Origin of the sequence: Azospirillum thermophilum (genome assembly GCF_003130795.1) — a bacterium.
GTDB lineage: Bacteria > Pseudomonadota > Alphaproteobacteria > Azospirillales > Azospirillaceae > Azospirillum > Azospirillum thermophilum.
Genome location: NZ_CP029353.1, coordinates 140,974 through 163,656, shown reverse-complemented (window position 1 = coordinate 163,656; position 22,683 = coordinate 140,974). Strand labels below are relative to the sequence as shown.

General features: G+C 69.4%; 22 protein-coding genes. 1 reads left to right on the top strand and 21 read right to left on the bottom strand.

All coding sequences use genetic code 11. The annotated features are described in order from the left end of the window. Window positions 1-3: 3 nt before the first annotated feature. The 18 genes from DEW08_RS06815 to DEW08_RS06735 form a co-directional block, all read right to left on the bottom strand. Window positions 4-1,725 (bottom strand): B12-binding domain-containing radical SAM protein, encoded by a 1,722-nt coding sequence (locus tag DEW08_RS06815; protein WP_168220315.1) that lies wholly within the window; start codon window positions 1,723-1,725, stop codon window positions 4-6. Between the two features lie 682 nt (window positions 1,726-2,407). After that, window positions 2,408-3,412 carry a TrbI/VirB10 family protein gene (locus DEW08_RS06810; protein WP_109325629.1) on the bottom strand — a complete coding sequence of 335 codons (1,005 nt, stop codon included), beginning with the start codon at window positions 3,410-3,412 and terminating at the stop codon, window positions 2,408-2,410. After that, window positions 3,409-4,359 (bottom strand): TrbG/VirB9 family P-type conjugative transfer protein, encoded by a 951-nt coding sequence (locus DEW08_RS06805; RefSeq protein ID WP_109325628.1) that lies wholly within the window; start codon window positions 4,357-4,359, stop codon window positions 3,409-3,411. The genes DEW08_RS06810 and DEW08_RS06805 overlap by 4 nt, the downstream gene beginning before the upstream one ends. Next, window positions 4,356-5,126, bottom strand: coding sequence for a hypothetical protein (locus DEW08_RS06800; protein ID WP_109325627.1), 771 nt, complete (start codon window positions 5,124-5,126; stop codon window positions 4,356-4,358). Before DEW08_RS06800 ends, DEW08_RS06805 begins: the two co-directional genes overlap by 4 nt. 6 nt (window positions 5,127-5,132) lie before the next feature. Further along, window positions 5,133-6,437, bottom strand: coding sequence for a type IV secretion system protein (locus DEW08_RS06795; RefSeq protein ID WP_109325623.1), 1,305 nt, complete (start codon window positions 6,435-6,437; stop codon window positions 5,133-5,135). Window positions 6,438-6,443: 6 nt separating this feature from the next. Then, window positions 6,444-6,638: a hypothetical protein gene (locus tag DEW08_RS06790; RefSeq protein WP_109325622.1), complete on the bottom strand. Its 195-nt coding sequence runs from the start codon at window positions 6,636-6,638 to the stop codon at window positions 6,444-6,446. A gap of 3 nt (window positions 6,639-6,641) precedes the next feature. Continuing rightward, window positions 6,642-7,556: a TrbJ/VirB5 family protein gene (locus tag DEW08_RS06785; protein ID WP_109325621.1), complete on the bottom strand. Its 915-nt coding sequence runs from the start codon at window positions 7,554-7,556 to the stop codon at window positions 6,642-6,644. After that, window positions 7,553-10,024, bottom strand: a complete 2,472-nt coding sequence (locus DEW08_RS06780) for a conjugal transfer protein TrbE (RefSeq protein WP_109325620.1) — start codon at window positions 10,022-10,024, stop codon at window positions 7,553-7,555. Before DEW08_RS06780 ends, DEW08_RS06785 begins: the two co-directional genes overlap by 4 nt. A 3-nt stretch (window positions 10,025-10,027) precedes the next feature. Next, on the bottom strand, window positions 10,028-10,309 hold the full coding sequence (locus DEW08_RS06775; protein ID WP_245986442.1) for a VirB3 family type IV secretion system protein: 282 nt from the start codon (window positions 10,307-10,309) through the stop codon (window positions 10,028-10,030). 54 nt (window positions 10,310-10,363) lie between these two features. Further along, complete coding sequence (locus DEW08_RS06770; protein ID WP_109325601.1) at window positions 10,364-10,654, bottom strand: hypothetical protein; 291 nt, start codon at window positions 10,652-10,654, stop codon at window positions 10,364-10,366. After that, window positions 10,638-11,675: a CpaF/VirB11 family protein gene (locus DEW08_RS06765; RefSeq protein ID WP_109325600.1), complete on the bottom strand. Its 1,038-nt coding sequence runs from the start codon at window positions 11,673-11,675 to the stop codon at window positions 10,638-10,640. The genes DEW08_RS06770 and DEW08_RS06765 overlap by 17 nt, the downstream gene beginning before the upstream one ends. Then, the gene (locus DEW08_RS06760) at window positions 11,672-12,043 is read right to left on the bottom strand and encodes a hypothetical protein (RefSeq protein ID WP_109325599.1); all 372 of its coding nucleotides are present in this window, start codon (window positions 12,041-12,043) and stop codon (window positions 11,672-11,674) included. Before DEW08_RS06760 ends, DEW08_RS06765 begins: the two co-directional genes overlap by 4 nt. Beyond that, complete coding sequence (locus tag DEW08_RS06755; RefSeq protein WP_168220314.1) at window positions 12,040-13,518, bottom strand: type IV secretory system conjugative DNA transfer family protein; 1,479 nt, start codon at window positions 13,516-13,518, stop codon at window positions 12,040-12,042. The genes DEW08_RS06760 and DEW08_RS06755 overlap by 4 nt, the downstream gene beginning before the upstream one ends. Then, on the bottom strand, window positions 13,515-13,874 hold the full coding sequence (locus DEW08_RS31080; protein ID WP_168220313.1) for a hypothetical protein: 360 nt from the start codon (window positions 13,872-13,874) through the stop codon (window positions 13,515-13,517). The genes DEW08_RS06755 and DEW08_RS31080 overlap by 4 nt, the downstream gene beginning before the upstream one ends. Further along, on the bottom strand, window positions 13,871-14,614 hold the full coding sequence (locus tag DEW08_RS06750; protein WP_109325594.1) for a hypothetical protein: 744 nt from the start codon (window positions 14,612-14,614) through the stop codon (window positions 13,871-13,873). The genes DEW08_RS31080 and DEW08_RS06750 overlap by 4 nt, the downstream gene beginning before the upstream one ends. Window positions 14,615-14,939: 325 nt before the next feature. Then, the gene (locus DEW08_RS06745) at window positions 14,940-15,593 is read right to left on the bottom strand and encodes a division plane positioning ATPase MipZ (protein ID WP_109325593.1); all 654 of its coding nucleotides are present in this window, start codon (window positions 15,591-15,593) and stop codon (window positions 14,940-14,942) included. 211 nt (window positions 15,594-15,804) lie between these two features. Continuing rightward, window positions 15,805-16,656, bottom strand: coding sequence for a replication initiator protein A (locus DEW08_RS06740; RefSeq protein WP_109325592.1), 852 nt, complete (start codon window positions 16,654-16,656; stop codon window positions 15,805-15,807). 8 nt (window positions 16,657-16,664) lie between these two features. Continuing rightward, window positions 16,665-16,916, bottom strand: a complete 252-nt coding sequence (locus tag DEW08_RS06735; protein WP_109325591.1) for a helix-turn-helix transcriptional regulator — start codon at window positions 16,914-16,916, stop codon at window positions 16,665-16,667. A 537-nt stretch (window positions 16,917-17,453) separates the two neighbouring features. Here DEW08_RS06735 and DEW08_RS06730 point away from each other — a divergent pair. Then, a complete protein-coding gene (locus DEW08_RS06730) occupies window positions 17,454-20,990 on the top strand; it encodes a DEAD/DEAH box helicase (RefSeq protein WP_168220312.1) in 3,537 nt (1,178 codons plus the stop codon). 160 nt (window positions 20,991-21,150) lie between these two features. On the opposite strand, the gene DEW08_RS06725 is transcribed toward DEW08_RS06730, so the two are convergent. The 3 genes from DEW08_RS06725 to DEW08_RS06720 form a co-directional block, all read right to left on the bottom strand. Further along, window positions 21,151-21,696, bottom strand: coding sequence for a DUF2285 domain-containing protein (locus tag DEW08_RS06725; protein WP_245986440.1), 546 nt, complete (start codon window positions 21,694-21,696; stop codon window positions 21,151-21,153). 7 nt (window positions 21,697-21,703) lie between these two features. After that, on the bottom strand, window positions 21,704-21,970 hold the full coding sequence (locus DEW08_RS30680; RefSeq protein WP_146214659.1) for a transcriptional regulator domain-containing protein: 267 nt from the start codon (window positions 21,968-21,970) through the stop codon (window positions 21,704-21,706). Window positions 21,971-22,092: 122 nt separating this feature from the next. Further along, window positions 22,093-22,368, bottom strand: a complete 276-nt coding sequence (locus DEW08_RS06720) for a DNA -binding domain-containing protein (RefSeq protein WP_109325582.1) — start codon at window positions 22,366-22,368, stop codon at window positions 22,093-22,095. Between the last annotated feature and the right edge of the window lie 315 nt (window positions 22,369-22,683).

Sequence of the window (22,683 nt, the reverse complement as noted above, 5' to 3'; positions counted from 1 at the left end):
ACCTCAGCCAAGCCCCGGCGCGGACAGGATGCGGTCCTCGGCCGGGAGACGAACCGCCGCTTCCGTGCCATCCGGCGGGGTGGCATCCACGCCGTCCGGCAAGGCGGGGGCTAAGGCCGGCATCTCCTCCAGCATGCCATGCTGGCTGGCATGCTCGACCACGTGGCGCACCTTCCGATACGCGCCATCCCTGTCCAGATTGAAGAGTTTGGCGATGATCTCCGTAATGGCGGGAACGTTGTGGTAACCGTCACAATGGAGCATCACCTCGAAGTACAGGGCGCTGACCCTGAGGCAATTGAGATAGAGGTCAACCCGCCTCTCTTCGTCCGCCTTGTAATGATTGTAGATGAGCGCGCCATTCTCGACCCGCACCATCACGACCTTCTTCTTCCGGCGATAGCGAACGCCGCCCTGCAGTTGCCCCTGGCTGCGGAAAATGTAACTGCACAGAACGCGGACCTCGATGATCTCTTCCTCGCTCAGATGCTCGGTGCGATGGACCGGTTCATCCTGCTGTGACCAGCGGACGAAGTTCCGATCCGAAATCTGGATACCGAATTTCTCCGGATTCGCGTACTGGGGCGTGCCGGGGTACGGCTTGTAGGTGAAATCGCGCACCATGCCCGGGTTGAGTTCCCGCAACCAGCGGATGGTCGCGATCTGGTCCGCGAAGGTTTCCCCCGGAAACCCAAAGACCGCGAAGGCGATCGAGCGGATCCCGGCCATGCGGGTCAGGGCAAATGCCTCACGCGTTTTCTTAACGCGTCGGCGGAACGACGCCAGAGACGACGCGCTCGCGCTTTCCACGCCGTAGGCGATGCGGTCGCAGCCCGCCGCTTTCATCTTGTGAAGCAGAGCCTCGTCGACATATTCGCTTCGGGTCAGGCAATGCCATGGAAATGACAGGCCGGAGCCGATAATGGCATCGCACAGTTCGACGATCCGCTCCCGGTCCACCGTCAGAATGTCATCAAAGAAATAGAAATAGCGGAATCCCTTTTCGTAAGCCCAACGCAGCTCGGACATCACCTTTGCAACGCTGTGGCTGCGAACGCGCCCCCTTTCAAACGATGACGTACAGTATTCACAATGGAAGATGCAGCCACGCGTGAGCGAAAGGATGTAACGCTCGCCACGGCCCACGTATTTCTCTATGGGGACAAGGTGATAGGCCGGAAACGGAATCTGGTCCAGGTCCTCGACAACGCGCGCGGGTGGGGTTCGTTTGATGTGTTGGGGGGAACTCGGGTCGCGATAGGCCAAGCCGGCGATGTCATGAACGCTTCTGCCATCGAGAAGCCTGGTGACAAGTTCCGGGGTCTGAATATCCCCCTCCCCAATGACCAGGTAATCGATGTCGCGGCAGTTGCTGAGCGCCTCCTCCGGCATCCAGGAAACATAGGTGCCGCCAACGATGACAGGCGCCTCCGGCGATACGGCCTTCGCAATGGAAGCCACGCGCTGAACCATCGGGAAGGTGGACGTGGAACGGTTGGTAATGCCGATGATTCTGGGCCGCCGCTGGCGAATCATCTGGGCAATGTCGTCGAACGACATTTCCAGCACGGGCGCATCGAGAATTTCCACGGAAACGCCCGATGCTTCCAGCCAAGCCGCAAGGATGGCCAGATTTCTTGGCGGATCAATCTGCTCGTACCGGTCGTAGGTGAACGGCGGAACCATTCGGTAGGGAGGATTGATCAGCAGAATATCCGTCGCCATGTCACCGCTCCAACCGATTGCGCGAACGATTCCCGGATCCGCCTGCGTTCCAGGTAGGTGTCCCCATGCGGTCGCCGGGGGCATCGAACCGATGCCCCCGGATTCCGGACGATGATCAGGGAAGATTGTCTTCCTTGATGATCTCCTCCACGCTCTCGGCCACCACATCGGTGTCCACGTGTTCGTCCCGGACGTCTTCACGCTCGCAAAGCATCAGTTCGCTGTCCATGATTATCTCCCTCTGGGGTTCGCCTGGTCCGCTCCCAATGATGCATCGGGAATCCTTCAGAGTCGGCGCGGGACTACTCTGCCACCCCATATTATTGAGTCAATATCCGATCCGTAATAGAGTATATTCATCAACGCATAGAACATACTAACGCATGATAGCGTTAGTTACCTAATTAAGTTTTGCTTCAGTTTAGGAACTGTCTTTGACAGTAAGATTTTTCCAATGAAAAGCGCCTGCTCGATCGCTTTTTCATCGCCGGAAGCCAGACAACACGGGCGGACACGGTCGCTCGATGCAGAATGTGCATTTCATCGGTGTTGCCGTGCTCCCAGCCATCCAGTGCGCTAAAGGAACTTGATGCGTCAAAATAACGCAACGCTTCCAGAGCAACGGGCCGGACAATCCTGCTGCCGGCCCATTGAACACCTACCCGAAGTGACGGCGGAGCTCTCAGTGTCCACGGCCGAACTCGTCGGCCTTCAGGCCACCACGCAACAGCAGCAGCACCGGCTCCCCGGCGTCCAGAGTGATGACAGGCGCCCGGTCGAGCAGGTCCTTGGCGGCCTTGTCGAGCGGACGGTCCATGGCATGCCCGAGGACACCTCCGATCAGGCTGCCCCCACCGGTCAGCGCCGCCACCCCGGCATCCACCGCGGCGCTGGCGGCGATCAGCAGTCCGGTCTGGAACCACGGCACCTGGACCGAGCCGGCCAGCCCTGCGGCACCGGTGGCGTCCGCTCCGACCGCGGCAACGCGCACCGTGTCGTTGCGCGGCCAGGGCCGGGTGATCACCGGGTTGGCCACCTCGATGCGCTTCTGCCCCTTGGTAACGCCGCTCCCCACGTCCAGCGTCACCACCGAGCCGGCCGGCACCGCCAAGCAGGAGAAGCCGGCATCCCAGACGTCCTGTGTCACCCGCGCGGTCACGATGCCGCCGCGCTCGGTCACCACCCGGTTTACCGTCAGCAGGGGGATGGGCGTGCCCGGCGGCACGAAGCAGTCGGATCCGGCGGCAAAGTCCGATGACGCGGCCTGTACGGCGGTTTCGACGCCCTTGCTGTCCTCCTTGCGGCTCCAGCCGCCCACACCGGCCTCCATCGCCTTCTTGCGCAGCTCGTCCTCCGTCGGCGCGGCCTTGGCCTGCGGTCGCGCCGACGGAGGCGGCGGGTCCTTCTTCTCGAAGCGGGGGGCCGGCGGCGGAGCCGGCGCGGGTTTCGGCGCCATGTCCTCGTAGCTCGGCAGCTTCGGCTCGCCGCGCGGCAGTTCCAGGCTGCCCAGCACTCTGGGCACGTCGATCCCCTGGCTGCGGCCCAGCATGTAGGCGGCCAAGCCGAGTCCGATCATGATGGCCGCCACGAGCAGGATGCGCAGCACGTGCGGGCCGGAGGTTACCACCCGGTGGCGGGCGAGCGGGTCTACCAACGACGGCTGAGGAGTATCGTTGGTCGCGGTCACGGGCGGGTCCTCCGGATGTGCACCTCCTGGGCACCGAGGGCCAGCAGCAGGTGGTCGTGGATGCCGGCAACGCGGTAGGTGGCGTTCATGCGGCCGTACTGAACCGGGATGCGGGTGGCGTCGGCGCCGATGCGCCAGAGCACCGGCGCGCCGTTGGCACCGAGGGCGCCGGGGGTGAAGTTGATCACCGTCACCTCGCCGTCGTCGCACACCGGCGGCTGGCCGTCGGCGGTGGGCACCGGCCGCCATTCGGGGGTGTCGCCGTCCAGCGTGTAGGTGCAGCGCCGGTCCCGGTACGCCAGCTCGGTGGTGCGGTCGCGGCGGTCGGTGGCCGGAACGTTTACCGGCTGTCCGTTCAGGGTGGCGAGATAGTCCTCGGGATAACGCCAGCGCACCTCGACATGGTGGGTGCGCTTGTGCGTCTCGACGTTGAGGTCGTACTTGCGCTCGCTGGTGAAGATCGAGATCTGGTGGTTGAGACCGGCGCGGCGCGGCATGAAGGCGATGCACTCGGTGCGCTGCGCGCCCTTGCCGAAGCTGTAGGGCTGGTGCGGGATCCACACCTGGGCGCCGGGAGCGACGATGTCGCGCACCACCTCGCCCGGCTTCAGGCAGACCAGCGTCTGGTTCCCTTCGGCCATGTAGACGAGGTACTGCAGGTCGCTCTGGTACCAGTACTCGCAGCTCTTGCCCTTGAAGCAGGTCAGCGTCGGCAGGTCGAGCGCCGCCTCGTTGGCCTGCCCGACCCAACTGCGGGTCTGTGCGCGCGACGGCCGCGGTGCCGGCTTCTCGCGCCGCTCCTCTTCCATCTGCGTCCGGGGAATGCGCAGATCGGCCATCGTGTAGGTCCGGGGCGCCGGGACCTCCGCCGCCAAATCCGACGGTGTCCCGTCGGTGGCGCAGGCGGCCAGCAGCGGCAACGCCAGCAAAGGAACAGGGACTCTCATGGCTGGGGCTCCGTCGTCTCGGGCGAGGCATGTGGGATCGGTTTCGAGGAATCCTTCGGTTCCGTCTTCAGAGGTGTGCCGCTGGGCTCGGAGAAGCCGGAGATCGACACGCCGTCCAAGGCACCGTCGCGCGAGGGACCGTCCACGGTGACCACGGCGGCGCTCATCAGTGTCTTCGAGCGCGGCTTGAAGTCCCGGTACACCGTCTCCGTCCACACCACGTAGAAGGCGGTAGCGCTAGTCTTCGGGTCGGTCTCGCGCTCTTGGACGCGGACGTCGGCAACGTCGCGCGTCCAACCCTCGGCCGGGTTGAGGTCGGCCGCCAGCAGGGAGTCCCACTTGCGCTCCGCGCCGCCGACCAGCCGGGCGCGGGCGGCGGCGCGGTCCCTGGCGAGCACCACCGGGTCGGTGCCGATCTGCCGCTGCCAGCGCACGAACCACTGGACGGCGTTGATCCGGGCGCCCTTGGACACGGTGAGGGTGTTGTCCAGCAGCACGAGGCGCTGGTGGCCGTCCATCGCCTGCTCGACGCGGTAGACCGGCTTGTACCTGGCAATCTCCACCAGCTTGCCCGCAATGCGCAGGTTGTCCCAGGTCATCAGCGTGCCCCAGGACAGGCCGAGCACCGTCAGGCCGAAATACCAGCGCTTCAGGCGCAACGCCTTGGCCTCGCGGCTGGCGCGGTAGGTCATGGCAGCAAGGTACTTCGCGCTGTCGGGCACGGCCGCCGGCGGCGGGTCGTAGACGTTGACGACGCGCTCCTTCATCACGGATCAATCTCCCTTGTCGGCCGGACGGTCCGGATCGGACGGCTTGCCCGGCGAATCCTGCGGCCGTTCGGTTGCGTTGGAGGCGGTGCGGCCCAGCCAGGAGGCTTCGCCGCCCCAGCGTTCGATGAGCCGGCTGGCCTGCCCGCGGGTGAGGGTCGGGTCATAGGTGCGGCCTGCGGCGAGGCGGTCGAGTTCACCGCGCTGGGCGTCGGTCATCGGCTGCTCCCAGCCGCTGCCGCGCGGGGCCGAAGCCCGGGACCCGCCGAAGCGGCCGGCCGGGTAGCGACGCCCCCCTGAAGCGCCGGCGGAGCCACTGACGGTTCCGCCACCAGCACCGCCGCCGGTGCTCCCGACGGATGCGGTCGCGCCGCCAACGGCGTAGCGCAGACCGCTCCACACCGCGGAGGCGCCGACGGCGAGGCTGCCGGGCGCCCCGGTGGCGGCGGTTGCAGCACCAGCCATGGCGCGCATGCCGAGCCAGCCGGCGGTCCAGAGTGCTGCCAGCGCCGTGACGCCGTCCATCACCGGGCCGCCGTTGACCAGGCCGGCGGCGGCGCGCGGCGCCTTGATGGCGAGCACGAAGATCGCCGCCGCCAGCACAGCCACCCCGAAGGCCTGAGCCAGCGTCGGCGTGCCGGTGAAGGTCAGCGCCAACAGGGTCGAGGCGCACATGGCGATGATGCAGCCGAGCACCAGCAGCTTGAGCGCGGTGGCCGCAATATAGCCGATGGCGCGCTCGGCGACGAAGCTGGTCGGTCCCAGCACGGCGAAGGGGATGGCGAGGTAGGCGGCCAGCGACAAGAGCCGGTATTCCAGGAAGGCGAGGAACACCTGGATGGCCAGGATGCAGAAGCTGACGATCACCACCAAGGCGGCGAGCAGGAAGATGACGATCTCGACGAAGTTCAGGAAGAAATCGACCGGCCCCAGCATCTCCTTGACGCGCTGCATCAGCGGGATCACCGCCTGGATGCCGAGGTGGGCGATGTAGCCGGGGTCGTCGAGGGAGAAGCCGCCGCCCGGCACGAGGTTGAGCCCCTGCTGGGCGGCGGCCTGCATCAGGGCGGCCGAGCCGGCGGGGAACCACTCGACCAGCGCGCCGATGGCGGCGAACTTCAGCAGCATGCGCAGGAAGGGGCCGTGCACCGCCGCCTTGCCCTCGAACAGCCAGAGCAGCAGCGCCAGTGTGTAGGAGAGCATCATCAGCAGGCGCAGGGCGGTCTGCACGTCCGGCCCGAGCAGGCCGAGGCCGGTGACCACGGCGGCGGTGAGCTGGTGCAGGACGACCGAGAGGGCGCTGACGTCCATGGCGGGTCACTCCCGCACGGGGCGGGCCGGCAGCGGTGCCCCGTAGCGGCCGATGCCCTCCCAGGCCGGGTTGCTGCGCTCCAGCCGCTCCAGGGCCGAAGCTCCCGTGTCGGAGCGGACGTAAAGCACCAGGGCCACGGCGCCGATGATGCTGACGAACAGCATGACACCGAGAGCAAGGAGAACATGCCGGATGCCCATGGCTCAGCTCCCCGGTAAGCCGTAGGTGTCGAGGCCCTGCCAGTTGATGCGCGTGTGCTGGCGCGCCCGCTCAACGGCGGCCTGCTCGTAGTCGAGCTGGGCTTCCGCCGCCCGGTGGTGGGCCGCCTGCATCATCAGGAGCTGGCCGGCGACCTCGGCGTTGAGCAGCGTGGCTTGGGCGCCGGCGTCGATGGCGCAGGTCTGGCCGTCGCACGCCTTGAGTGCCGCCATGAGCGCCCGGGCGCGCGCCGGGTAGTCCTCGATCCCGGTCATCACGTCGGCCGAGACCAGCTTGCTCGCCCGGCTGGCGTCCCGGGCGAGACGCGCCTGCTCGGCTTGGTGCTCCGCCAGGGCCGCGGCGCTCATCCCCTCCGGCAAGGCGTCGGGGTAGAGGTCGGCGAACTGCTGCCCGACGTCGTCCAGGCTCCACAGCACCCGGCCCACCAGGCCGGCCGCGCGGCGGGCGTCGCCAAGCCGGACGGCCACGTCGACCCGCGTATCGAGGTCGGCCAGGGTACGCATGCGGATCATGTTGTCGATCTGGGTCAGCATGTGCGCGGTCTGCGCGATGATCTCGACCTCCTGGCGTTGGACCATCTCCTCGACGATGCGCGGCCGGCTCTCCACGATCGGGCAGCCGGCGGCCTTGTTCCCGCCGCCCGGCCCGTTCTCCATCACGCTGGACCCGGCCCCGACGACGGCGCCGGCGGGGCCGCCGGTGACGTAGCCGGCGACCGCCGAGAGCGCGGTGCCGAACAGCCCGTCGCTCTTCTCGGAAAAGCAGCCGCCACCGCCGCCGCCGCCGAAAAAGCTGTTGAGCAGCCCGCCCAGGAAGGCATGGGCCGGGGGTGGGCCGGCGGTCAGGCCGACCGTGAGGGCAAGCGCCGCCGTGGCGGCGCGCAGGGTGCTGGTCCTCATGTTGTCTCTCCCTCATGAAGCGTCTCCAGGGTGTCGGCGGCCTCGGTCAGGCCGTTGCGGCGCAGCCACTCGGCCGCGAAGCGCTGCGGCCCGACCTCGGTCCTCAGCTCGAAGGCGCGGCGCTTGTGGGCGGTCCCGCCGCAGCCGCACACGGCGAGCGCCGCCGGGTCGAGGGTGAGCTGCCCCAAGCGGCTGCCCTCCGGCGTCCTGAAGAAGACGTCGCGGCGCGGCATGGCGCGGGCGACCTGAGCGGCCTGGGTGGCGTTGAGGCCCCAGTCGCGCAGGATGCTCCGCTTGGCGGCGTTCGGGTCGGCGAGCAGCACCAGGACCTGGATGGTCTTCAGCATCGCCGCGATGGCCGAGCCCTCGATGTCGTCGAGCTGGTGGGTGGCCAGCACCAGCGCGACGTTCTTCTTCGGCCCGCGCCGGCGCAGCTCGTCCAGCTCGGCCGGCTGGTGCTTCAGCGCCTTGAACGCCTCGTCCACCAGGAACAGGGTCGGCCGTCCATCCTCGAACAGGCGGTAGAAGCGGCGGAACAGCGCCTTGATCACCGGGGCGGCGCCGGGGCCGCGGTCGATCAGCGCGCCGATGTCCACCGTGGTCCAGGCGGAGCCGAGGAAGCGATCCTCGGCGGCATCGACGAGATCACCGTAGGGGCCGCCCCGACAATAGGGCTCCAGCGCCACGCGGACGGCGTTGTCCTGCACCAGGTGGGCGAGGTGCGACAGCGTGCGCTCTCCGGGCGGCGAGACGGCCAGCAGGTGCAGCGCCGCGTCCACCGCGTCGCCCGCCTCGGCGGCCGAGAGGTTGCCCGGCGCCAACACGCCTTGCAGGCGCAGCAGGTCCATGACGAAGCCATGCCCCCAGGCAAAGCCATTCGGGGTGTCCACGTCGGCCAGCGGCTGCAAGGCGAGGTCGCCGAGCGCGCCGTCGCCGGAGCCCATGGAGAGGAACTCGCCGTCGGCCGCCCAGGTCGCCACCAGCGACGTGCTCTCGGTGGCATCGACGTCGATCCATACAACGCGCCCATTCGGAACGCGGGCGAGGAACTGGTGCCCCATGAAGGCCAGCACGGTGGACTTGCCGGTGCGCGGCGGGCCGATCACCAGCGCCGCCCCGTCCTGGCCCTGGTGGATGTCGAACCTCAGCGGCGTGCCGCCCTCGGCCTCCAACTGCATCAGGGGGTCGCATTTGAGGTGCGGGTTGCGTTCCGGCCCGCCCCAGGCCGAGGAGAGGATGAGGAAGTCGGCGAGCTGGACCTGGGTCAGCGGCACCTTGCGCGGGTTGGGGCGGACGTGGCCGGGCAGCGTGCCGTACCACGCGCGTTCGGCCCCCCAGGTCTCCTCAATGACGGTGAAGCCCAGCGTGCGCAGCGCCTTGACCAGTTCGTCCCGCCGTTCCTCCACCTCCTCGACCGAACGGCCCCACAGCACGGCGGTGGGAGTCATCCAGCCCGAGCTAGTGCCGGCCTGCTCGGCTTCCAGGCGTGCCGCCTCGGCCTCCAGCGCCTCCATGACGCCGACCGGGTCGTGGCGCAGGGCGGCGTAGCCGCCGACGGCGCGCAGCAGCACCGAGCGCCAGTCATAGGAGGTGTCGTCGTGCTTGCGCCAGAGTGCTGCGAAGACGCCGCGTGCCTGCACGTGGTCCATGGCCTCGAAGCGCACCGACCAGCGGAATTCGAAGGGCAGCTTGTCCAGCACGTTGAGCAGGCCGGGGTGGCTGACCCTGGGGTAGCCGCCGATGCCGAGAACGCGGACGTGCCAATTCTCCGCGCCGTTGCTCCAGGCCGGGAACGAGCCGGGCTTGAATCCGACGTCCACCAGATTGGCCTTGATCGGGAAGCCGGGGATGTCGGGTGCCGCCACGTAGGTCTGGTGGACGGGCGAGACGCAGTTGTGCAGCACGGTCTGCACGCCGTCGTCGTCCAGCATGCGCGCCCAGCCCACGGCGCGGCCAAGCAGGCTGGCGAACTGGAGAACCAGTTGGCGGAACGGTTCGACGTGGTCACGCATGACGTCCGGCCGGGCGCGTTCCGGCGGGTTGCGGGTGAACCAGGACGCCACGGTGCGCGTGGTGGGCCGAGACGGCGTGTAGGTGATCGCCACGAAGGTGCGGGTGCGCAGTTGGCGACCACTCGCGTCCAGCCGGGCGCGGCGCTCGCCGTCGATCAGCTCGGACACGGGGTGCGCTCCGGTGGAGCGCGGGTAGCCGCCGACCTCGCGCCGCTGCATCTCGAAATGGAAGGTCCAGCCGCCGGTAAAAGGGAACAGCACATTGCCGGCGGCGAGTGCCGTCTGCATCCGCTCGGCCGGATCCTGGCCGTCCTGGTCGCGCCCGCCGTACTCCACCACGGCCATCAGCGCGCCGTCCTCCTCCAGCAGCACCACGCCGGGCCAGACGAAGCAGTCCCATGGCAGGTGCCGGGACAAGGCGTCGAAACCGTCGCCGAAGGCAGTCACGTCGAGCATGCCTCACCTCGGGGCGCGGTAGGAGGAGAGGAACAGCGAGCGGCCTCGGGTGCGCAGCGCCCGCAGCAGCCAGGCCGAGGCGTTCTGGCGGACGATCTCCAGCCACCAGGGATCGCGGCGGGTGAGATACCGCGCCGTCAGAAAAACCAGCAGGAACCCCGCCACCGCCTGCGGGATGGCGCCGAGCGCCAGCCACAGCTCCGCGGCCAGCCAGATCGCGATGGCCAGCAGCTCCATGGGCACGCCGAGCGGCATCTTGGTCGGCCGCACCGAGGTGCGGCGCACCGGTTTCTCCCAGCCATCCGGGAAAGACGGAGGCGGAAGCGGGGTGCCCATGCCTCAGCCCCCCGCCAGCGCGATGATGGCGTCACGCGCCCCGTAGGCGGCGGCGCCGGCGACGGTGAAGACGAACACCACCACCCCGGCGATGCGGGAGAACATCGCCGCGACCAGCGCCAGCAGCAGCCCGGCGGTGACGGCGATCGGCATGAAGTTGGCGTCGAACACCGCCTGCCAGGACAGCAGCTCGGCGCCGAGGTTGGCGATCACCTGGGCGTGTGCCGGCCGCGCCGCCCACGCCAGCACCAGCGCCAGGGCCAATCGCCGGCGCGCGTCACGCAAGCTCCGCATGCTCACCTCCACCGTCAAGCTCCCCCGCCCCCAGCGGGCGGAGGACGAACCCCCGGTCCGGGTCGAAGCGCTCGACCCGCACGATCTCGTTGACGAAGCGCTTGCCCGTGCCGTCCCGGGCGAGGTGCACCACCGCGTGCACCGCCTTGGCGATCCAGCGCATCTGCAGGGCGTCCATGGTGATGCCGCCCAGCCCGACCATCTGGGCGATGCGGTCGAGCGCGTCCCAGGCGGAGCCGGCGTGCACGGTGCACAGCCCCGGGTGCCCGGTGGTCCAGCCGACCACCATCTGCCGCGCCTCGGCCCGGCGCACCTCGCCCAATACCAGATGCGTCATTGGCACGCGCAGGGCGTTGGCGACCAGCGTCTCCAGGGTGACCGGCGGCTCGGCCCAGGGGTCGGCGACCATGGCGTAGGCAAAGGGGCACGGCGGCTCGAACTCATAGGGGTCCTGGAGCACCGCCGGCAGGCCGTGCGCAAAGGCCGGTTCCTCCAGGCAGGCGCGCAGCAGCGTCGTCTTGCCGGTGTCGACGTCGCCGGCGATCACCACGGTGCGGCGCCCGTCGATCAGCCGGCGGAGGAGCCGCGCCTGGAGTGTTGTCGCGGCGCCGGACAGCACCCAGTCGTCGAGCGTGATGCGGCCGCGATAGGGCTTGCGGATCGAGCAGGCCGGGCCGGTGGTGACCGGCTCGATATCGGCGTGGATGCGCTCGCCGGTCTCCGGCAGGGTGACGTCGAGGGTCGGGCGGTCGCGGCGCAGCTCCTTGCGCTGGAAGCCGGCGACGTAGGCCAGGAACCGGCGCACCTGGTCAGGGTCGGCCTCGCGGACGAACTCCGGGGACGGACCGTTCTTCACGATGACACGGCAGCGGGTGGAGCCGCGCCGGGGCGGCAGCACCAGGACGTTGGCGACGTCCTCGCGGGACAGCAGGTCGCCGAACAGCCCGTCCATCAGCCGGCGCAGGGCCAGCAGCAGCATCTCGCGGCGCGCCGGCTCGTCGATCACCACCAGTTCGGTCATGCGCCGGCCTCCTTCGGGTGGAAGCCGTCGCGCACCTCGGAACCCTTGCGCCGGGGATGGCCGAGCTGCTCCTGGACCGCCGCCTTGGTCGCGGCGACATCCGCCGGGTCGAGGTCGTGCACGAGGTTGAGCACCGCGACCACGGTGATCATCAGGTCGTCGATGCGGGCGATGGTGGCCTCCAGCCGCTCGGTCTTCGCCCGCTCGTTGGCGATGGCGTCAAGCCCCTTGTCGAGCACGTGGATCACCGCGTCGCTCAGCGTGCGCAACCCTTGCCGGGTCTGCACCAGGGCGATCTGGTCGGCCAGCGGCACCGGCACGCGGGCGGAGATCGGGCGGGTGGCGGTGGTGTCGGGCGTGTCGGTCATGTCCAGAGCCTCGGGGGTTTGCCGGGACGCCGGGGCGCCGCTGGCGCGTCGGGCATGCCGCCCTCGGCGGCCGGGCCGACGGCGCCGAACCAGCGGTTGGCGTCCGGGTTGGGAGTCCAGGCCGCCGTGGCGCGGCCGTAGAGCGGGCGCCAGCGCGGATCGGCGTAGGGGTGCAGGCGGGTGGCGCGGATCGGCTTGCCGTAGCCGAAGACGATCAGGTCGTCCCCGCCCATCTCCAGCGCTTCGTGCATTGGCAACACCGGCCGGCGGTCCACCCGCACGCCGCGGCTGACGGTGGGGAAGAGGTCGAGCAACCCCTTGGAGGTCGAGCGGGTCGGCACCTCCTCGATGGCCTCGCCGACCATCCGGCTGATCCGTTCGGCCTCGTCCGAGGAGTTGGGGCGGAAGACCACCAGCCGGCAGTTGGCGGTGAGGCCGCGGCCGTACTCCTCCTCGACCTCCCACAGGCTCTGGGCCAGCAGCAGCAGGCGGATGCCGTATTCGCGGACGTACTTGATCCACTCCGCCGCTTCGCGGAGGTGGAACTGCAGGAACTCGTCGAGCACGACCAGCAGCCGCCAGCGCCGCGCCCGGCCGTCATCAGCCAGTGCCCGGTCGATGGTGAGGAAGTCCACCATCTGCGTCAGAATCAGCTTGAACACCCGGCGAAGCCGCCGGGCGTCGAGCGGGCGGGCGACGATGTAGAGGGTGACCGGCCGCTCGCCGGCCACGAGGTCGGAGACCGAAAAGTCGCTGACGGCGGTCTGGGCCTCCATAACCGGGTCCTCGAACTCGGCCAGCAGCACCGAGGCGGTGACGTAGACCGACTTCCGGTAGTGCAGGCTCTTGTCGGGGGGAGCGGAGCCGCCGCCCGGCCGCCCCTTGCCCTCGCCCTCGCCGGTGCCGCGCTCCTCGGCCAGCGCCAGGCTCTTGTCCCACAGCTCCTGGGCGGCGCGCTGGGCGGTCGGGTGGATGCCCTCGGCCAGCATGAGCGTCAGCCCGTCGTCGCCGAGCAGGATGTGCCGCCGCGCTCCGGCCAGCGACTTCTCGGAATCGGCCGCTGCGGTGAGGAGGTAGACGAAGACGCCGGTGAGGTAGGAGAAGGCGGCGTTGCGCCAGTGCCCCTCCTGCTCGCCCTCGGTGAGAACGCGGGCGGCGTGCTGGCAGTCGGGGACGAGGTACGGCTCCGGCCGCACCGCCATCAGCGGGTTGTAGCGGGAGCCACCCCGGCGGGCGAGGTCGAGCACGATGACGTCGCCGAAGCGGGTGCGGGCGCGGCTGGTGTCCTCGGTGACCGAGCCCTTGAAGTCCCAGACCACGGCGCTTTCGTCCCAGGCCGCCAGCAGCGTCGGGTGCACGGTGGTGGTGGTCTTACCCGAGCCGGTCGGGCCGATGACGAGGACCGGCTGCATGGTGCGCTCGCGCAGCAGGTGCCGGCCATAGGCGCCGAGGATGACGGAGGAGCGGTCGGTCATCGCCGTCCCCCTCCCAGCAGGCCACTGCGGCGCACGTCGGTGCGCGTGGCCCAGCGGCCGGAGCCAAACCCCGGCCGGCGGGTGCCGCGCAGGTCGAGGACGACGCGGACGGCCAGCGCCAGCGCGCAGAGGCCCGACACCACGGCGGCACCATCGATGATCCAACGGTGGCCGGGGGCCAGCAGCCCGCGCCAGCCGAGGAACTGGCCGGGTCCGTACAGGGCGATGGAACCGACGCGCCACCCGCCGAAGGCGGCCGGCCAAGCGAACAGCCATCCCGTCAGCTCGGTGATGGCGAAGACGGCGGCGAGCCAGACCAGCAGCAGGGTTGCGACGCGGACGATGGGAGCGGTCACAGCTCGTGCCCTCCCAGGTCGTGGAGGTCGTCGCGCCCGGCCTCGCGGCCACGCTGCTGTTCGCGCAGCCGCTGCATCTCGACGAGCTGGCGCTCGACGTCGCGGCGTTCGCGCTCGGTCATGTAGCCGAGGCGGTCGGTGGTCACCTCGACGGCGTCATGGCGCAGCCAGCGCGAGACGACGTCCGGGTCGAGGTGGAGGTCGCGGTCGTGCTGGACGCCGCGCACCATGATGTGCAGGTGCTGGTTGCCTTGCGCGTGCGCCATGTCGGGCTTGCTCTCGACGGAGGCCACCCACTCCAGGGGACCGACCCGGCGCTCCCAGGCGGCAACGACGTCGCGGCCGTAGGAGACCATGTCGTCGATGCGGTGCCCGTCGTTCGGGCTGACGATGAGGTGGAACACCCGGCGGTCGGCCGACCAGGCGTCCACGATCTCGGCGGTGTCGATGCCCAGCCGGTCGCGGTCGAACAGCGGCCCCTCCTTGGCGAGGTAGTTGGCCAGCGCCGCGACGGTGTTCGGGTAGGCGCCGCGGGCGCGGTCGTGGTAGAGCACCTTGACCATCACCGGGCGGGCGTAGGGACCGGCCTGCGGCGGCGCGCCCTTGACGCGGACCTTCTGCATCGGCCGGCGGGTGTAGGCGCGCGTCAGGCGGCGGCCGCGGTCGGCCAGCGCCTTCATGCGCGCCTTGAAGCCGTCGTCGTCGAGGATGCCGCCGAACAGGCCGAACCGCTTTCCCATGCTCCACCCCACAGATCACCGAACGCACGTCCGGCATGGTCATCGTTGAGCCGCGCGCCGCTCTTTCTCAACATCTCGAATGAGTTAAGAGGATCGACGCTTTGAATGCGCCCGCATTCCCAAATATCTCTGGAATACAGATAAGCCGCTGATCTGGAATGGGACGAAACGACGGCGTAGACGCTCTTTTATCTTGCTGAATTTGCTTTCTTACTTCCCAAACAACCACTTCCTATTCTTTCCGGCGACCGCCAGTCGCCTGTCTTTGCCGCCGTTCCTACGCCACACCACGCCCGGTTCCGAAACCACCCTGGCCCCGCCCCGCTCAGTCCGTTTTCCCCGTCGGGACGCGGCCAAACACCTCATCGACCAGCCGCCGGACATCGACCTCGGCCGGCCCGACGAAGTCGATCTCTTGCACCAGCAGCCCGGTGCCCCGGCTCATGGCGAAGCTCATCCGCTCGCCCACCGCCGCGGCGGCCACGGGCAGACGCAGGCCGCAGACGGTCATCTCGGTGCCCGGTTCGATCTCAAGGCCCGCGGGGGCATGCGTCAGGACCACCGACGCCGTCAGGGCCGGCTCGACCGCCAGCGCCTCGATCACCAGCTGCAGGGTGGCGGCGCAGCGCCCCACGGCGTCCCGTTCGGGGTGCGTCGGCACCAGCACGGTGTCCGCCGCCAGCAGCGCCGCGCGCAGGGCCGCGGAGGACGCCGCCGGGGTATCGATGACCACGTGGTCGAAACGGGCGTGCAGGCCCCAGACGCCACAGCGCAGGTGCGGGCTGGGGATGCCGATGGTCTCGAACAGCGCCGGCAGACCGTTGCGCCGCCGGCATTCGGCCCACTCCAAGGCACCGGAGCACCGGTCGGTGTCGAGCAGCGCCACCCGCTTGCCCCGGAGCGCCAGCTCGCCGGCGAGATGGACGGCCAGCGTCGTCCGCCCGGCACCGCGGGCCTGGTTCACGAGCGCCACGATCATGACGCCGCTCCCCGGGCCGTGGCGTGGGTCCGGTTCTCCCCGGCATCCCCGCGGCCCACCAACAAAGACTTGTTAGACTCTCTGTTAGATAGGTTAAGGGCGCGAATCGGCCCTGTAGACCAGGGGCTTGGATGGGGTCCGTGCACCCGATAGCACGAGTGCCGTGCACCCGATGGCACGAGCGTTTGCACACCCGATAGCACGAGCGGTGTCACCGGTTTATCCCCCGCGTCTGTGGATAAATCTGCGGCGCGAAGCGCAGCCGTTCGCCGCCGTCCGGCCGGCGCTCGACGGCCAGCCGGTAGCCCGGCAGCCGCTGGCGCCGGGCGACGGTGCGCAGGTCGATGGCGAAGTTGGCGAAACGGGCGAGGCTGCCCGACTTGGCGTGCAGGTGGCGGAAGTCGAAGGCCCAGCCGTCCGGCTGGCGGCCGGCGTGCTTGCGGGCCAGCCGGTACAGCCAGCGTTCGATGCCGCCGGTGAGGCCGAAGTACTCCCGCCCGATGGTGAGCACGAAGGCGTCGGCGAGGACGCCCTGGTAGAACCAGTCCGGTAGGATCAGCTCCAGCCCAAGCGGCCGGCCGGCGGCGTCGGCGCGCTCCTTCCACTCGTTGATCCAGGAGAAGCGGTGCCGGCGCCGCAGGTCGGGCTGGCGGAGGTTGGTGACCACCGTGGTCGCCTGGAGCCGGTCGAGGGCGGCGCGCAGGCGCTGGTAGTCGCGCCGCGAGGTGCCGCGGCCGGTGAAGGTGAGGATCTGGTGCGGCGTGGCGCTGAGTAGGCGCGCGGTGCGCAGGCCGGCGTCACGCGCCTCGACGAGCTGGCTGGCCGCCCAGATCAGCACGTCGGCGTCCCAGATGGTGGCGAGGCCGTGCTCGGCCGTGCCCTCGACGCGGATGCGCACGTCGCCCGCGGCGTAGTCGATGGGCGCGGTGCGCTTCGACTTGGCGAGCGAGAAGAACGGGTGCGCCATCAGGTCCTGCTGGTCGCGCACCGCCATGTCGCCGGGCAGCGCCACGAACAGGTCGAGCTGCATCGGCCGGTCACCGATCGGGAAGACCCCGTCCATGGCGCGGCTCAACGGTTCGCCGGTTTGGCCGGCCGCACGGTGCCGGCGCCGGGGTCGGAGGTGGAGGTGCGCAGGCCCTGGTCGGCCCAGTTCCTCAGATCCTCGACGGCGTAGACCACCCGGCCGCCGATCTTGCGGTAGCGCGGGCCGGTGCCGTAGACGCGGTGCTTCTCCAGGGTCCGGCCGGACAGGCCGAGGAAGCGCGCGGCCTCGGGCGTGCGCAGGAAGCGCGGCGGCAGACCGCCGGTCTTGTCGTCCATTCGTCCGTCTCCGTGTGCTGCGGGCGCCCACCGGACAGGCGGGCGCGTCGTGGAGCACGATGGCGAAGCGGACGCATGGTCAGGGAGGGGAAAGACCTTGCGAGGGCGAGTCCCCCGGCGGGCCCGTACCCAACACCTTGGAAACGCTTGGTGTCGGGGCCTCCCAAGCGCCGGCGCAAGGCATAATGGACAACAATCTTGCCCGGAGGACGGCGAGACGCCGACGGGTCGGCGGCGATCCGGATTTCCGGATCAGGATCGGGAATGGCGTTTGGCAGTGCTGCGCGAACTGCTCAAGCCGGCCCATTCGACTCCCGTCCTCGATATCCATCGCGGCTTTACCGTCTCCGGCAAGTTGCATAGTATGGCGAGGCAGATCAAGAACGTGACGCCTGCCTCGGACAAGCAATTTCAAGACGTTCGGAGCCTGGCAAGTGATCGCAGGCGCATACTCCGGCATATGGACGCTCGCGGCTGAGGTTTGGCTCGGTGGAGCACTGTTTTCCGGGATGAGTAGAAGGGATGACTGGAACAAAGATGCTTTCACCGAAAGATCGCCCAACCGCCCTGGACATGGTCCGCGTCCTCCGTTTCTGGCACAAGGTCGAGTTCTTCATCCCGTTCGACCTGCAGAAGCAGGTGCTGGAGGCCAGGGATGCCGATTGGGCGGTGCGGAGCTGGTCGCTTCAAGACTTGCCGCACGGAACGGACGGTCTCTGGTCATTCAGGGTTCCACGTGGGCGCAAGCTGGTCGGCTTCGACGTTTATCTCGGCATCTTCGACACATCGGTGCTGACCGGTGTCGTCCGCGGTGCCCTGTCCGAGCAGGAAGAGCTCGACCAGGACGAACGGGGGGACTTGGAAGGCCCGACGTGCATGGCGAAGGTCAAGGCCGGCCCGTCCGGCGAGCCTTTGCTGGAGGAGGTGTCGGTCTCGACCGCCCCCTGGGCGCTGGGCCGTGTCCGCATGGAGGGACTGACAGGCCTGGATTTCGATGCCTTCCAAGGCAGCACCGAAACGCTGAAGCTCGACCTTCAGCAGTTCCGCTCGGCGCGGGCGGCGGGCGGGGCGCCCCCACCGGGCGGAGAGGACGGGACGGACGGCCCGGCCGGCGGGCCGACCGCGGCGCCCCTGTCGGGCGAGGAGCTGAAGACCCTGCTGGCGCTGTTTCAGCGCTGGGCCGGCTTCAGCCTGGACGCGCTGGGGGCGGACCGACCCATTCTGGTCATCCGGGCGAAAAGCGTCGAGAACCGCAAGAAGGAGGGTGCCGCCGCGGCATCCCGCGAAGCCGTGCGCGCCGATGAGGACGACGAGTCCGAGGGGGACGAGGCCGACCTGGAGATCGACATCCTCAACAGCTTCTTCGCCAGGGACATCGCCAGAGCCATCCGATCCCTGGAGCGGCAGGAGACCTGCGCCGCGCTCGAGGCCTATCTCTCCCCCATACCCGAGGAGCGCCGCCTCGACCTCTACAGCGCGAAGGGCCGCGCCCACATCCGCAAGACTCTTACGCCCAGCCGCTTGCCCGCGGGCCATTGGCCGGACGAGCCCGCCCACGCCATGAGCCTGATGCAGCAATTCGCCGTCAACAGCCTGCTGGACCGGCTGGACGAGGGCGGGGTCTTCTCGGTCAACGGCCCGCCGGGAACCGGCAAGACCACGCTGCTGCGCGACGTCTTCGCTGACGTGATCACCCGCCGCGCCCGGGCCTTGGCCGACCTGCCGTCGCCGCAGATGGCTTTCTCCGGGAGCCGGCGGGTGGAATTCCGTGACCGCACCAGCTGTTCTGTGAGCGCCTTGTGCGAGGAGCTGACCGGTTTCGAGATGGTGGTGGCCTCCTCCAACAACGCCGCCGTCGAGAACCTGTCCCGCGACCTCCCCAAGTCCAAGGCGCTCGGGCGGACCGCGTGGCGCGACGAGAACGGCGGCGCCAAGGTCCGGTATCTTCAGACCATCGCCCACAACATGGCGGCCTATGCGGGCAAGCGCGGCTACCTGGACCTCTCGGGCAAGGACGGCCGGGGCGACGACATCCCGTGGGGCCTGATCGCCGGGGCCCTGGGCAAGAAGGCCAACCGCAGCCGCTTTTCGAACGGCCTCGGCCAGGATGGCAGCAGGAAGGAACCCCGTCCCAACGGGTTCGACCCGGAGCTGCACCAGTCGGTGTGGACCTGGCGAAAGAGCGCCGACCGGACAACCTTCGCCGCCGCCCGCGACGCGTTCCATGCGGCCGACCGGGCCGTGTCGCAGCGCGTCGAAGCGTTGGAGCGCTATGCGGAGCTTGTCGAGGTCCGGCTGCGCGGCCAGACTCTGGAATCGTTCATCGCTTCGGCGGAGTCGGCGCTTGGGCAGGCGCGGGAGGCCGTGGCCGGGGCCGAGACCGAACTGGGCCGTCTGAGCAAGGACATCGGCCTGTGCGACCGGCAGCTTGAGGTGCTGCGCGAAAACGAGCGCGTGATCGAGGCGGACCGCCCAAGGTGGTGGGAACGCTGGCTTCGGCCCGAGCGGGAGCGCCGCCGCAAGGCCGAGCTGGACGGCATAAGACAGCAGATGAAAGGCCAGCTCGACCGCCTGTACCATGCCCAGGAGCGCCAGGACAGGGCCGAGGCGCGACTGGCGTCCGCCCGGACGGAGCTTGCCGACGCGGAAGCGGCGCTCGCCCACCGGCGCGGCGAGTGGCACGCTTTGCAGGCGGAGCGGCGGGACTTGGCCGAGGCCTTCCCGCGGGTGCGCTTCCCCTCCACCGACGACGACCTGGAGCAGGACCGCTGGCAGATCGACGGGCTGTGGCGTGACGACACCCTGAACCTGCTGCGCTCGCGGTTGTTCGCCGCCGCGCTGGGGTTGCACGAGGCCTGGCTGGCGGAGGTCCTGCAACCGAACGGCGGCTTCGGGGGCAATGTCGTCGCCGTCAGCAAACTGCTGTCGGGGACGCGGCCCAGCGACCGCGACGACGCCCTGGCCATCTGGCAAAGCCTGTTCATGGTCGTGCCGGTGGTCTCCAGCACCTTTGCGTCCATCGGAGCGCAGTTCCAGGAGTTGGGCCCGGACAGCATAGGCTGGCTGTTCATCGACGAGGCCGGGCAGGCCGTACCCCAGGCGGCCGTGGGCGCCCTGTGGCGATCGAAGCGGGCGGTGGTCGTCGGCGACCCGATGCAGATCGAACCCGTGTTCACGGTCCCGATCCGGCTGATCGATGCGCTCGCCCGGGACGCCGGCCTGACGCGCGCGGCGCGCATGGCGCCCCACCAAGCCTCGGTCCAGACCCTGGCCGACGCGGCCAACAGCCTGGGGGCGCTGGTGCCCGTCGGCGGGGAGATGCAGTGGATCGGCAGTCCGCTGCGGGTCCATCGGCGGTGCGTGGATCCGATGTTCACCGTCGCCAACGCCATCGCCTACCAGAACAAGATGATCTTCTTCGACCCCGACACGCCGGAAAGCCGCCTGCCTCCAGCCGGCACTCTGGACCTGGGGCCGAGCGCGTGGGTCTGCCTGGGCGGCGTCGCGCTCGCCAAGCAGGTGGTTCCAGACCAGGTGGAGCTTGTCAGCCGGGCGGTGCAGACGCTGTACCGGCGGACGACAGCGCTGCCCGACCTCTACATCATCTCGCCGTTCCGCCGCATCAAGCAGGCGCTGTTCGACGCGATCACCGATCTGGAGCGATGGCCATCGGACGGACGGCCCAACGCCGGGGACCTCAAGGACTGGTGCAAGGCGCGCATCGGCACGGTCCACACGTTCCAGGGCAAGGAGGAAAGCGTGGTCCTGATGGTGCTGGGGTGCGACCGGAACAGCGTCGGGGCTGCCCGATGGGCCGCCAGCAAGCCCAACCTGCTCAACGTCGCCCTGACCCGTGCCAAGCACCGCTTCTTCATGATCGGAGACGAAGCCCTTTGGGCGGGGTTGCCTCACTTTTCCGATGCCGAAAGCGGCCGACTGCCGCGTATCACCCCGGAAACCTTCCTCGAGCGCGTACAGGGCGAGCCCATGCCGACGCCAATTCCAGTGAAAGCCCTTCCACAGGCCGTATCCGATCTCAGCCGAAGGCAGACCTCAGGCCAAGCCCTCGTCTGAGCCCTGATCGGCTTTGGTGGGGGCTGCTGGAGGCGCGGCCCGTGCCGCGTCTTGGACTTTGGGCATGGCCGGTTGCGCGGCTGAGGGACGTCGACCGTGAAGGACGCGGCACGGGGACGGCCTGCGGAGGCAGGCTGCCGGTCCAGACGAGGACGCTCTTCTACAGCAACATCCGCCGCAGCAGATCGCGATACCCGCCGTCCATCAGGTGATGCCCGCGCCGGATCAGGTAGCGCACCTGGTCGCGCAAGGGGGCGTTTCGGTACCAGTCGTCCTTGACGCGCGCGGCACCGAACAGCGCCTCCGCCGTCTGCCGCACGCTGGCGCCGTCGAGGTGGGCGTCGAGCGCCTGGAGGATGCGCATCAGCATGCGGGTCTGGTACGGCGTCAGGTCGGGCGCCGCGGCGGGATCCGCCACCGCGTCCCGGAACCGGCGGAGCGCGGCCACCTGGGCGTCCAGGTCGCGATCCAGTGCGATCAGAGCCCGCAGCGGCGTGCCGCGTTTGGGAAGCCGCTTGCCCTCGATCCAGAAGCGCCGCTCGCGCGGCCCGTCGGCCAGCGCGACGTGGAAGCCGTTGCCCGTGTCGAGGATGGCCTGGCGCGACGCTCCCCACCAGGGATCGAAGCCGGGAAGCGGCCCGGCGTAGGGGCCGGGCTCCGGGGACAGCCGGACCAGGGCCGGCATCATCTCGGGCCGCCAGAACACCAGCGTGTCAGCGCCGCTCTTGTCCGGGTCTTCCAGGACAGTGCAACCCCCAGTCGCACGCCCGGTCCGGTTCGCCGGCCGGGCCGCGCCGGCGGCCGGCGGCCGCGTCCGCCTGATACTTCCGGTTGCGGCGCAGGAACTCCCACGCCCAGCAGGAAACAGGCATCAGCAGGGCATACTGGTAAGCGGCCGATGTGCGCCAGTCGTTCTTTGCCGTCATGATGTCGTCGCTCGCGCGCAGCGTCTGGTTGCGCTCGACTCGAAAGGTGAGCACCTACCATCAAATTGCGATGGCGACGATGGCGTAGCGCGGCGGCGGGAACGGCGTACTTCGACGGGAGCGGCCGATCCGGCGGTCCGGAACGCCGGCTTTCCGCAAAAAAGCGGCGATGCGGATCAGTGCATGCCTTGCTGGAGAAGGTGCCGGTAGCCGACCCGGGACATCCATTGCGCGCGCGCCAGATGCGTGGCGTGGGCGTGCCGGGCGCGTTCCGGCTCACGGGCAGGGTCGATGCGCAGCACGATGCGGGCGACCTCGTCGGGGTCGGCGCCGTCCGCCTCGGCGTCGAGCAGGCGCAGATAGGTGACCAGATGCAGGCGGTCGTAGTCGGTCAGGGTGTCCGAAGGGGGCGGCGTGTCGGTGACCGGCGGTTCGAGCTGCGGCGTCGTCATCGGCTGGTCTTTCCCCTTTGCGTGTGGTTCTGCACCGGAGTGAGGGTGGTTGTCATGCTTGTGCATGTGGGCACGCCCCGAACCGGGGCCGCGGCTTGGCAGCCCGCCACCGTTTGCCGGCTTGGCTCGCTCCGCGTGGGAGATGTAGACCGTGGAGACGTGCCCCGCAATCCGGCTCCCTCCCGCGGATGGACAGATGCCCGGCGGCCTGGCCAGGGACACCCGCCGGCGGCGCCGAGCCAAGGGCATCCCGCAGGAGGAACGGGGCCAGCGCAAGGCTCCGGTTGTGATGGTCGGCCGTCTGGCGGTGGCGCG

What these genes read in the sequence shown, in the direction of transcription:
- DEW08_RS06785 (WP_109325621.1), bottom strand. Translation starts at nt 7,556, where the DNA reads ATGAGGACCAGCACCCTGCGCGCCGCCACGGCGGCGCTTGCCCTCACG.
- DEW08_RS06800 (WP_109325627.1), bottom strand. Translation starts at nt 5,126, where the DNA reads ATGAAGGAGCGCGTCGTCAACGTCTACGACCCGCCGCCGGCGGCCGTG.
- DEW08_RS06765 (WP_109325600.1), bottom strand. Translation starts at nt 11,675, where the DNA reads ATGACCGAACTGGTGGTGATCGACGAGCCGGCGCGCCGCGAGATGCTG.
- DEW08_RS06720 (WP_109325582.1), bottom strand. Translation starts at nt 22,368, where the DNA reads ATGACGACGCCGCAGCTCGAACCGCCGGTCACCGACACGCCGCCCCCT.
- DEW08_RS06805 (WP_109325628.1), bottom strand. Translation starts at nt 4,359, where the DNA reads ATGAGAGTCCCTGTTCCTTTGCTGGCGTTGCCGCTGCTGGCCGCCTGC.
- DEW08_RS06735 (WP_109325591.1), bottom strand. Translation starts at nt 16,916, where the DNA reads ATGGACGACAAGACCGGCGGTCTGCCGCCGCGCTTCCTGCGCACGCCC.
- DEW08_RS06815 (WP_168220315.1), bottom strand. Translation starts at nt 1,725, where the DNA reads ATGGCGACGGATATTCTGCTGATCAATCCTCCCTACCGAATGGTTCCG.
- DEW08_RS06790 (WP_109325622.1), bottom strand. Translation starts at nt 6,638, where the DNA reads ATGGGCATCCGGCATGTTCTCCTTGCTCTCGGTGTCATGCTGTTCGTC.
- DEW08_RS06745 (WP_109325593.1), bottom strand. Translation starts at nt 15,593, where the DNA reads ATGATCGTGGCGCTCGTGAACCAGGCCCGCGGTGCCGGGCGGACGACG.
- DEW08_RS06770 (WP_109325601.1), bottom strand. Translation starts at nt 10,654, where the DNA reads ATGCGGAGCTTGCGTGACGCGCGCCGGCGATTGGCCCTGGCGCTGGTG.
- DEW08_RS06780 (WP_109325620.1), bottom strand. Translation starts at nt 10,024, where the DNA reads ATGCTCGACGTGACTGCCTTCGGCGACGGTTTCGACGCCTTGTCCCGG.
- DEW08_RS06755 (WP_168220314.1), bottom strand. Translation starts at nt 13,518, where the DNA reads ATGACCGACCGCTCCTCCGTCATCCTCGGCGCCTATGGCCGGCACCTG.
- DEW08_RS06795 (WP_109325623.1), bottom strand. Translation starts at nt 6,437, where the DNA reads ATGGACGTCAGCGCCCTCTCGGTCGTCCTGCACCAGCTCACCGCCGCC.
- DEW08_RS06740 (WP_109325592.1), bottom strand. Translation starts at nt 16,656, where the DNA reads ATGGACGGGGTCTTCCCGATCGGTGACCGGCCGATGCAGCTCGACCTG.
- DEW08_RS06730 (WP_168220312.1), top strand. Translation starts at nt 17,454, where the DNA reads ATGCTTTCACCGAAAGATCGCCCAACCGCCCTGGACATGGTCCGCGTC.
- DEW08_RS06750 (WP_109325594.1), bottom strand. Translation starts at nt 14,614, where the DNA reads ATGGGAAAGCGGTTCGGCCTGTTCGGCGGCATCCTCGACGACGACGGC.
- DEW08_RS06760 (WP_109325599.1), bottom strand. Translation starts at nt 12,043, where the DNA reads ATGACCGACACGCCCGACACCACCGCCACCCGCCCGATCTCCGCCCGC.